This window comes from Yersinia sp. Marseille-Q5920 (genome assembly GCF_946902935.1).
In the GTDB taxonomy this organism is placed as follows: domain Bacteria; phylum Pseudomonadota; class Gammaproteobacteria; order Enterobacterales; family Enterobacteriaceae; genus Yersinia; species Yersinia rochesterensis.
Genome location: NZ_CAMPQA010000003.1, coordinates 358,847 through 367,056, shown reverse-complemented (window position 1 = coordinate 367,056; position 8,210 = coordinate 358,847). Strand labels below are relative to the sequence as shown.

Sequence of the window (8,210 nt, the reverse complement as noted above, 5' to 3'; positions counted from 1 at the left end):
TGTTTGATTTGCTATGAGTTAACATAGCGATGCTCAAAGATTACTTTCTGCAAATATGCATTCGAACCGAAGTTCAAATGTGTACTGCTTTGGTCACTCTTCAAGACTTTGATATTTCTTCTGCCTGTCGAAACAGGCTTCGATATCGTCTTGCGAGTGCCCACACAGATTGTCTGATAAATTGTTAAAGAGCGTTCGTTACCCGTTTGCCTTTCGGCGAATCTTACGGTAACGCGGGAGGCAGATAATACGCTTTCCCGCTGAAGAGTCAAGGATTTATTTGTTTTCTTTCGAAGTCAAAATCATTCTTTTCTCTTCCTGACCCGGCGAAGTGTGTTTCGTTGTTCCCGGTCAGTGGAGGCGCATTATAGGGAGTTCCTGACAGGCTGCAACCCCTAATTTGAAAAAACTTTTCAACCGTGTTTTTTTTCAGCAAAAATGGGGTAAAAGGCCACAATTTAAACAATTATTAAGCTAAACATTCAGTACCCGAGTTAAACAGTAGAGTAAAATAGAAGTATAAGAAGACAAATAGGACAAAACACCATGCAACTAAATACCCAACAACAGGCCGCTCAGCGCAATCTCTCGTATCTGCTGGCTGAAAAAATTGGCCAGCGTATTCTTGCTGGGGAATATGAAGCCGGCAGTATATTGCCTGGCGAGATAGAGTTGGGGGAGCAATTTGGTGTTAGCCGTACCGCAGTCCGCGAAGCTGTAAAGATGCTTGCCGCAAAAGGGATGCTATTACCGCGCCCCCGTATTGGCACCAGAGTTATGCCGCAAACTAATTGGAACTTCCTTGACCAAGAATTACTGACCTGGTGGATGACCAAAGAGAACTTCGATCAAGTCATGCAACACTTCCTTATATTAAGGCGGTCACTCGAACCTCAAGCTTGCTCTCTGGCTGCTATCAATGCCAGCGAAAAACAAAAAGCCCTGTTAGCATCATTAATGACAGAAATGCGAGAGCTGCATGCCCATTTTAATCGTGAGAGATGGATTCAAGTGGATGCCCAGTTTCATCAACTTATTTATGAAGCCAGTGGCAATCCATTTTTAACCTCTTTCGCTAATTTGTTTAGCTCGGTTTATCACAGTTACTTTCGTTCGATTACCGGCGATGAAGTGATTAAGCTGCAACACCATCAAGATATTGTCGATACCATTCTGGCAGGAAATAGCCAAGGCGCGTTACTGGCTTGTCAGGTGTTATTAAAAGAGAAAGACTAACGGCCAAATGTTGTTTATATCTATATATAGAGAGGGTAGCTACCCCCACCCAATATAATCAGGACGGACAATGATAAAATCTGCGCGCAGCATGGCTGGCCTCCCTTGGATAGCCGCCATGGCTTTCTTTATGCAGGCTTTGGATGCCACCATACTGAATACGGCACTCCCTTCAATCGCTGAAAGCCTTAACCGCTCACCTCTCACCATGCAGTCGGCTATTATCAGTTATACCCTGACAGTAGCGATGTTGATTCCGGTGAGTGGCTGGCTGGCAGATCGCTTCGGAACTCGGCGAGTTTTCATTTTGGCCGTTTCATTATTTACGCTGGGTTCATTACTGTGCGCGCTTTCCGGCTCTTTGCCATTTTTAGTGGCGTCCCGTGTGATTCAAGGGGTGGGTGGTGCGATGATGATGCCCGTCGCCCGGTTGGCACTTATTCGGGCTTATCCGCGCAGTGAGTTACTACCGGTATTAAACTTTGTCACTATCCCAGGATTAATTGGCCCGGTAATAGGGCCATTATTAGGTGGTTTGCTGGTGACCTACGCCACATGGCATTGGATTTTTATTCTTAATATTCCTATCGGCTTGTTGGGTATCTTTTATGCCCGTAAATATATGCCGGACTTCACCATGCCCAAACGCGCCTTTGATATTATCGGTTTCTTGCTGTTCGGTAGCAGTTTAGTCTTGATATCCGTGAGTTTGGAAATCATGGGGCGGCCCGATATTGCCAGCTACCTACCCGCCATGGCGCTATTGGGTGGGTTATTAATGCTGCTCTTCTATATATTCCATGCCAAAGGCCATCCAAATCCACTGATTGGTTTGCCACTGTTTAAAACCCGAACTTTCTCCGTTGGGATTGCCGGTAACGTAGCCTCACGTTTAGGGACTGGCTGTGTTCCGTTCTTGGTGCCGCTGATGTTGCAAGTCGGATTTGGTTATTCCGCTATTATTGCCGGTTGCATGATGGCACCAACCGCCATTGGCTCGATGATGGCAAAATCAGCCGTGACTCAAGTTTTACGTTCATTGGGTTACCGCACTGTTTTGGTCGGTGTCACAGCCATTATCGGTGTGTTGATTGCTTTATTTGCATTTCAATCACCGGGCATGTCGCCTTGGATGATGATATTGCCCTTGTTTGTATTGGGTATGGCGATGTCGACACAATTCACCGCGATGAACACGATTACTTTGGCTGATTTAACGGATAACAATGCTAGCTCGGGTAACAGTGTTTTGGCGGTAACCCAGCAACTGGCGATTAGCTTTGGCGTTGCCATCAGTGCAGTTGTTTTGCGGTTTTATGATGGGTTGTCGGTTGGGAATAATATTGATCACTTCCACTACACCTTTATTACCATGGGTGCGGTGACATTGCTGTCATCCGTGGTGTTCTTATTACTCAAACCTAAAGATGGCGATAATTTAATTCAGGGCCGTAATGTGAAAAAAGTCACGCAGCCCGCAGAGAGTGAAGTTTAGTGGGTTACAACTGACCCGCGCTCTATCAGCTCGGGAGTGAGAATCAGAACTTGTGGTTCCGTTTCCGGGTTATTCAGTCGATAAATAAGTGTATCAATGGCCAGCTCGCCGAGGGAATCTTTCGGCTGATGAATAGTCGTCAAAGGTGGCGTCATATATTGTGCGATTTCAATATCATCATAACCAATGACCGCCATATCTTGCGGAATTGATAATCCGGCTTGATGCAAAGCCTGATAAACCCCCACCGCCATAGCATCATTACTGGTAAAAACGGCTTCAGGGGGCTGCGGTAATGCAAGTAGCTGTTTCATGGCCACCAAACCACCGCCAAATTCAAAATCACTCGCCACTTCATAACCTGGAAGCACCGGCAGACCCGCGCGTTCCATAGCTTGGCGGTATCCTTCCAAACGTTCTTTAGCGGGGGTTTTATCTTGTGGGCCAGCAATACAGGCGATGCGAGCATATCCTCTGGCAATCAAATACGAGGTTGCCATTTCCCCGCCTAATAAAGAGTTATCCTGAATGACGTCATTTACCCCTTCGAAAGGGGCCCAGTCCATCATAATGATTGGCAGGGAAGGATAACAACGCAGAATATCTTGTGACGGGCGGTGACTTTCGGTGCACATCAGTAGCAAACCATCGACACGTTTTTGCATCAAAGTTTCAATACTGCGGCTCATGCGATCAATATCGCCCTCGGTATTACACAAAATCAAACTGTAACCGCGCTCATAGCAACTGCGCTCCACACCACGAACCACTTCGGCGTAAAATGGGTTGCTACTGGCCGTGACCAACATGCCGATAGTCCGGGTTTCATTGAGTTTTAAACTACGCGCCAATGCAGACGGGGCATAGTTGAGTTGCTTGATGACAGCCAGCACTTTGTCGCGAATAGGATCGCTAACAAAACGATTTTTATTAATAACATGCGAGACAGTTGAGGTTGATACGCCCGCTAAACGGGCGACATCTTTCATGGTGGCCAAAGTTATACCCGGTCTTGTAAGAAACTGTCGATCTCGGCCCGCCATGGAATGGAAGGTTGTGCGCCAGGGCGCGTCACTGCAATAGCGGCCGCAGCATGCGCAAATCGGACGGCTACGTCCATCGATTGGCCTTCCAATAAAGCTGTCAGTAATGCGCCATTGAATGTATCACCGGCGGCAATAGTATCTACGGCATTCACTTTGAACCCAGCAACTAATTTACCCTGACCGCGCTCACTGAGCCACACACCACGGCTGCCCAAAGTAATAATGACGGTCGCGATACCTTTATCATGCAAAATTTGCGCGGCTTTCGCTGCGTCATCATCCTGCTCAATATGAACACCGGTTAAGCGCTCAGCTTCAGTTTCATTTGGGGTAATCATATCCACCAGCGTTAACAGCTCATCGGGCAGTTCACGGGCGGGGGCGGGATTGAGGATAACCTGAGTTTGATGCTGTTTCGCCAATTTGGCGGCGGCGATAACTGTCTCAAGTGGGGATTCCAGTTGCATCAATAATGCATCTGCGCCGATAACCTGCTGCTGGTAGCGGCCAAGATATTCAGGAGTTACCGCCGAGTTTGCACCAGCATGAATACCAATGACATTCTCGCCCTCACCATTCACAAAGATCAGCGCCACACCGGTAGTGCTGCCCGCGACAGCTTCGATGGGTTTGGTATCAATATTATCACTGGCTAACTGCTGGCGCACCCGGTCACCAATATCATCTTCACCCACACAGGCAATAAACGCGATATTCGCCCCACTACGGCCAGCAGCAACGGCCTGATTAGCCCCTTTGCCACCGAAAGCAACTTTATACTGCTCCCCTACCACCGTTTCACCCGGACGTGGAAACTGCTCAATATTCAGAATATGGTCGGCATTGATGCTGCCCAAGACCACCAGTTTACCTGTTTCCATCGTATTTATTCCTTTGTAGATGACGCCACCGCCCAGATTACCGCGACGGTGGCGTAGTGCCCTGCTTTTCTTTTTTATTGTTTGGTGACTAACTTCAAGTCAACCGGGATAACGGCCTGTATTTTCTCGCCTTTCAATACTTTATCCGCGGTTTGTACACCAATAACACCAATCTGGTCTGGGCGTTGAGCAATAGTTGCGCCCATTTTGCCACTCTCGACAGCTTTAATACCATCGTCAGTGCCATCAAAACCAACCACTAGAACATCAGTTTTGCCCGCAGTCTGCAAGGCACGCAATGCGCCCAGCGCCATCTCGTCATTCTGAGCAAACACCGCCTGAACATCTGGGTGAGCCGTCAGCAAGTTTTGCATGACGTTCAAACCTTTCGTCCGGTCAAAATCAGCCGGTTGGCTAGCCAACAATTGGAATTTGTTTTTTTCCATTGATTGCTTGAAGCCTTCGCCGCGCTCACGAGCAGCAGATGCACCAGCAATCCCTTCCAATTGAATCACTTTGGCATCGCTACCGACTTTCTTCGCAATAAAGTCACCGGCCATTTTGCCGCCAAAACGGTTATCAGAAGCCACGTGACTCACCACGGTACCGGCATTAGCCAAACGGTCGAGAGTAATGACGGGAATATTTGCCTGGTTAGCCATTTTAACCGCGTTGCCCACTGCATCGGAATCTGTTGGGTTGATCAACAGCAATTTAGTGCCGCGCACAGTTAAGTCCTGCACGTTAGCCAATTCTTTAGCCGGGTTGTTTTGGGAATCCAAAATCACTAAGTTGTAGCCCAGTTTATCCGCTTCTTTTTGTGCGCCGTCTTTCATTGAAACAAAGAACGGGTTATTCAGCGTGGAAACCACCAACGCAATGGTGTCTTTTGCCAGCGCGTTAGCACTTACGGTAGCGCTCAATGCAACAACAGAGATCAAAGTAGCCAGTTTCTTCATTTTCATGGTCGCAATTCCTGTAGGGAGAGAGGTTATTTGCTGCTTTTATTGTCTACCAACACCGCAAGCAGGATAACTACTGCTTTGACGATCATTTGGTAGTAAGAGGAGACACCCAATAAATTCAAACCGTTATTTAAAAAGCCGAGGATTAATGCACCGATCAGAGTGCCAACAATCCGCCCTTTACCCCCAGCGAGACTAGTCCCCCCCAGAACTACGGCTGCTATTGCATCCAGTTCATAGCCGGTACCGGCGGTAGGTTGTGCTGATGATAAGCGGGCAACTTCGATAATTCCTGCCAATGCCGCTAACAATCCACAAAGTGAATAAACAATAATTTTAACTTTATCAACACTGATACCAGAGAGGCGAGTTGCAGATTCATTCCCCCCCAGCGCATAGATATAGCGGCCCAGACGTGTGTGATGCAGCATGTACCAAGCCGCGATAAAGACAATCGCCATCAACCAGATAGGGGTCGGCACACCAAATGGACGGCCAATACCGAACCAACCAAAAGTATCGCCAACATCAGTAAATCCGGTATTTATCGGGCTACCATTGGTATAAACCATGGTGACACCGCGTAATAACAGCATCATGACCAAAGTGGCAATAAAGGCCTGTACTTTGCCCTTAGCGACAATCACCCCAGTGATGCCGCCGATAAACGCCCCCAGAGCCAGTGCGGCTCCCACGGCAACCAGCGCATTGACTTCCAACCCGACAATGGAGGCCGCCACCGCGCCAGTCAGCGCCAATAATGACCCCACCGACAGGTCAATACCTGAGGTCAGGATAACCAGCGTCATCCCAACAGCCATAATGGCGTTGACGGAAGTCTGCTGGAGAATGTTAAACATATTATTAAGGGTAAAAAAGTTCGGGCTTAGTGACGAAACCACAGCAATCAGCACCAGCAGCGCAATCAGTGATTTTTGTTCTAATAACCATTCTTTACTGAACCAGCGCTTGGTATTGATAGTTTGGGAACTCATATCTGATTTCTCCTGCTCTACTCGTCATATTTCAAGCCGCATGTGCGTTGGCTTCCTGCAACTCGAATTATTTAGAGTATAAATAAATTATTTTTCCAATAAATCGCGCTTGCCGACGGCCGCGGCCATCAACACTTCTTGGGTAGCCTGTTCAATAGAGAACTCGCCGCTTAACTGGCCTTCATGCATCACAATGATGCGGTCGCTCATGCCCAGCACTTCCGGCATTTCCGAGGAAACCAGAATGATGCTCAGCCCTTCTTGTTTGAATTGGTTAATTAACTGATAAATTTCTTTTTTGGCCCCGACGTCCACCCCACGGGTAGGTTCATCAAGAATCAACACTTTTGGCCGAGTCATCAGACCGCGGGCAATAGCTACTTTTTGCTGGTTACCGCCGGATAACAAACCAATCGGCTGCTCCATGGAAGGCGTTTTGATATTAAATAAACGAATGAAATCCGCCACCGCCAGCTGCTCATCCGCATGCTTGAGCGAGCCACCTGAACGGCTGAAATAACGCAATGCAGTCAAAGACATATTTTCTTTAACTGACATACCGAGCACTAATCCGTCGCGTTTACGGTCTTCAGAAATATAAACAATGCCGTTGGCTAAACCGTCCTGCGGTGAATGAGTCACGACTTCACGGCCATCCAACATGACAAAGCCGGATTTACGCGGCAGCGCACCATAGATGATTTTCATCAGCTCAGTGCGGCCTGCGCCCATCAAACCCGCCACTCCCAGAATTTCACCACTGTAGAGGGTGAAATTGACATTTTTCACTCCGGGGCCACATAGCTGTTTGACCTGTAAGCGTTTTTCACCACGAGGTAAATTCAGGCGCGGATATTGTTCTTCCAACTTACGGCCCACCATCATTTCAATCAGTGAGTTTTCAGTCAGCGTGTTAACCGGTTTTTCGGCAATAAACTGCCCATCACGGAACACCGTGACGTCATCGCAAATCTCAAAGATTTCTTTTAGCCGATGGGAGATATAAACAATACCGCGGCCTTCTGCTTTCAACTCTTTAATAACATTAAATAAAGAGGCCGTTTCGGTGTCAGTCAGGGCATCGGTTGGCTCATCCATGATGATAACTTTGGATTCAAAGCTCAGCACTTTGGCGATTTCCACCATTTGCTGGTCACCAATGGAAAGCTCACCCACCAGCCGATGGCTGCTATAGCTGATATTCAGACGCGCCAGCAGTAAATCGGCTTCGGCATACATTTTTTTCCAATCAATGCCGCCAAAACGATTAACAAACTCGCGCCCTAAAAAGATATTTTCGGCGATAGTTAATTGTGGGATCAGGTTAAGTTCCTGATGAATAATGCCGATTCCCGCTTCCTGCGACTCTTTCGGGCCATTAAACACCACTTCTTTACCCAAGAAATGCTGACTGCCGGCATCTTTATGGTAGATACCCGTCAACACTTTCATCATGGTCGATTTTCCGGCCCCATTTTCGCCTACCAATGCCATCACCCTGCCGGGATAGACACTCAGCGCAGCACCCGAAAGTGCTTTGACGCCGGGAAAGGCTTTATCAATCCCTTTCAGTTGCAGCAAAGGTTGCATAA

Annotated in this window: 7 protein-coding genes; 2 read left to right on the top strand and 5 right to left on the bottom strand. The window is 47.7% G+C overall.

The features are described from left to right. The first annotated feature begins 546 nt into the window (after positions 1 to 546). Together OVO64_RS06840 and mdtD are read left to right on the top strand one after the other, a co-directional pair. Positions 547 to 1,236, top strand: coding sequence for a FadR/GntR family transcriptional regulator (locus tag OVO64_RS06840; RefSeq protein WP_038637790.1), 690 nt, complete (start codon positions 547 to 549; stop codon positions 1,234 to 1,236). A 70-nt stretch (positions 1,237 to 1,306) separates the two neighbouring features. Next, positions 1,307 to 2,731, top strand: a complete 1,425-nt coding sequence (gene mdtD / locus OVO64_RS06835; protein WP_038637787.1) for a multidrug transporter subunit MdtD — start codon at positions 1,307 to 1,309, stop codon at positions 2,729 to 2,731. Here mdtD and rbsR read toward each other — a convergent pair. The 5 genes from rbsR to rbsA form a co-directional block, all read right to left on the bottom strand. Then, complete coding sequence (rbsR, locus tag OVO64_RS06830) at positions 2,728 to 3,729, bottom strand: ribose operon transcriptional repressor RbsR (RefSeq protein WP_038637785.1); 1,002 nt, start codon at positions 3,727 to 3,729, stop codon at positions 2,728 to 2,730. The two genes, mdtD and rbsR, sit on opposite strands and share 4 nt — an antisense overlap. Positions 3,730 to 3,731: 2 nt before the next feature. Further along, positions 3,732 to 4,658, bottom strand: coding sequence for a ribokinase (gene rbsK / locus OVO64_RS06825; protein ID WP_038637783.1), 927 nt, complete (start codon positions 4,656 to 4,658; stop codon positions 3,732 to 3,734). A gap of 74 nt (positions 4,659 to 4,732) precedes the next feature. Next, positions 4,733 to 5,623 carry a ribose ABC transporter substrate-binding protein RbsB gene (gene rbsB, locus OVO64_RS06820; protein ID WP_038637781.1) on the bottom strand — a complete coding sequence of 297 codons (891 nt, stop codon included), beginning with the start codon at positions 5,621 to 5,623 and terminating at the stop codon, positions 4,733 to 4,735. Positions 5,624 to 5,649: 26 nt separating this feature from the next. After that, the gene (gene rbsC / locus OVO64_RS06815) at positions 5,650 to 6,618 is read right to left on the bottom strand and encodes a ribose ABC transporter permease (protein WP_004393072.1); all 969 of its coding nucleotides are present in this window, start codon (positions 6,616 to 6,618) and stop codon (positions 5,650 to 5,652) included. A gap of 87 nt (positions 6,619 to 6,705) precedes the next feature. Further along, the gene (gene rbsA, locus OVO64_RS06810; protein WP_038637778.1) at positions 6,706 to 8,208 is read right to left on the bottom strand and encodes a ribose ABC transporter ATP-binding protein RbsA; all 1,503 of its coding nucleotides are present in this window, start codon (positions 8,206 to 8,208) and stop codon (positions 6,706 to 6,708) included. Between the last annotated feature and the right edge of the window lie 2 nt (positions 8,209 to 8,210).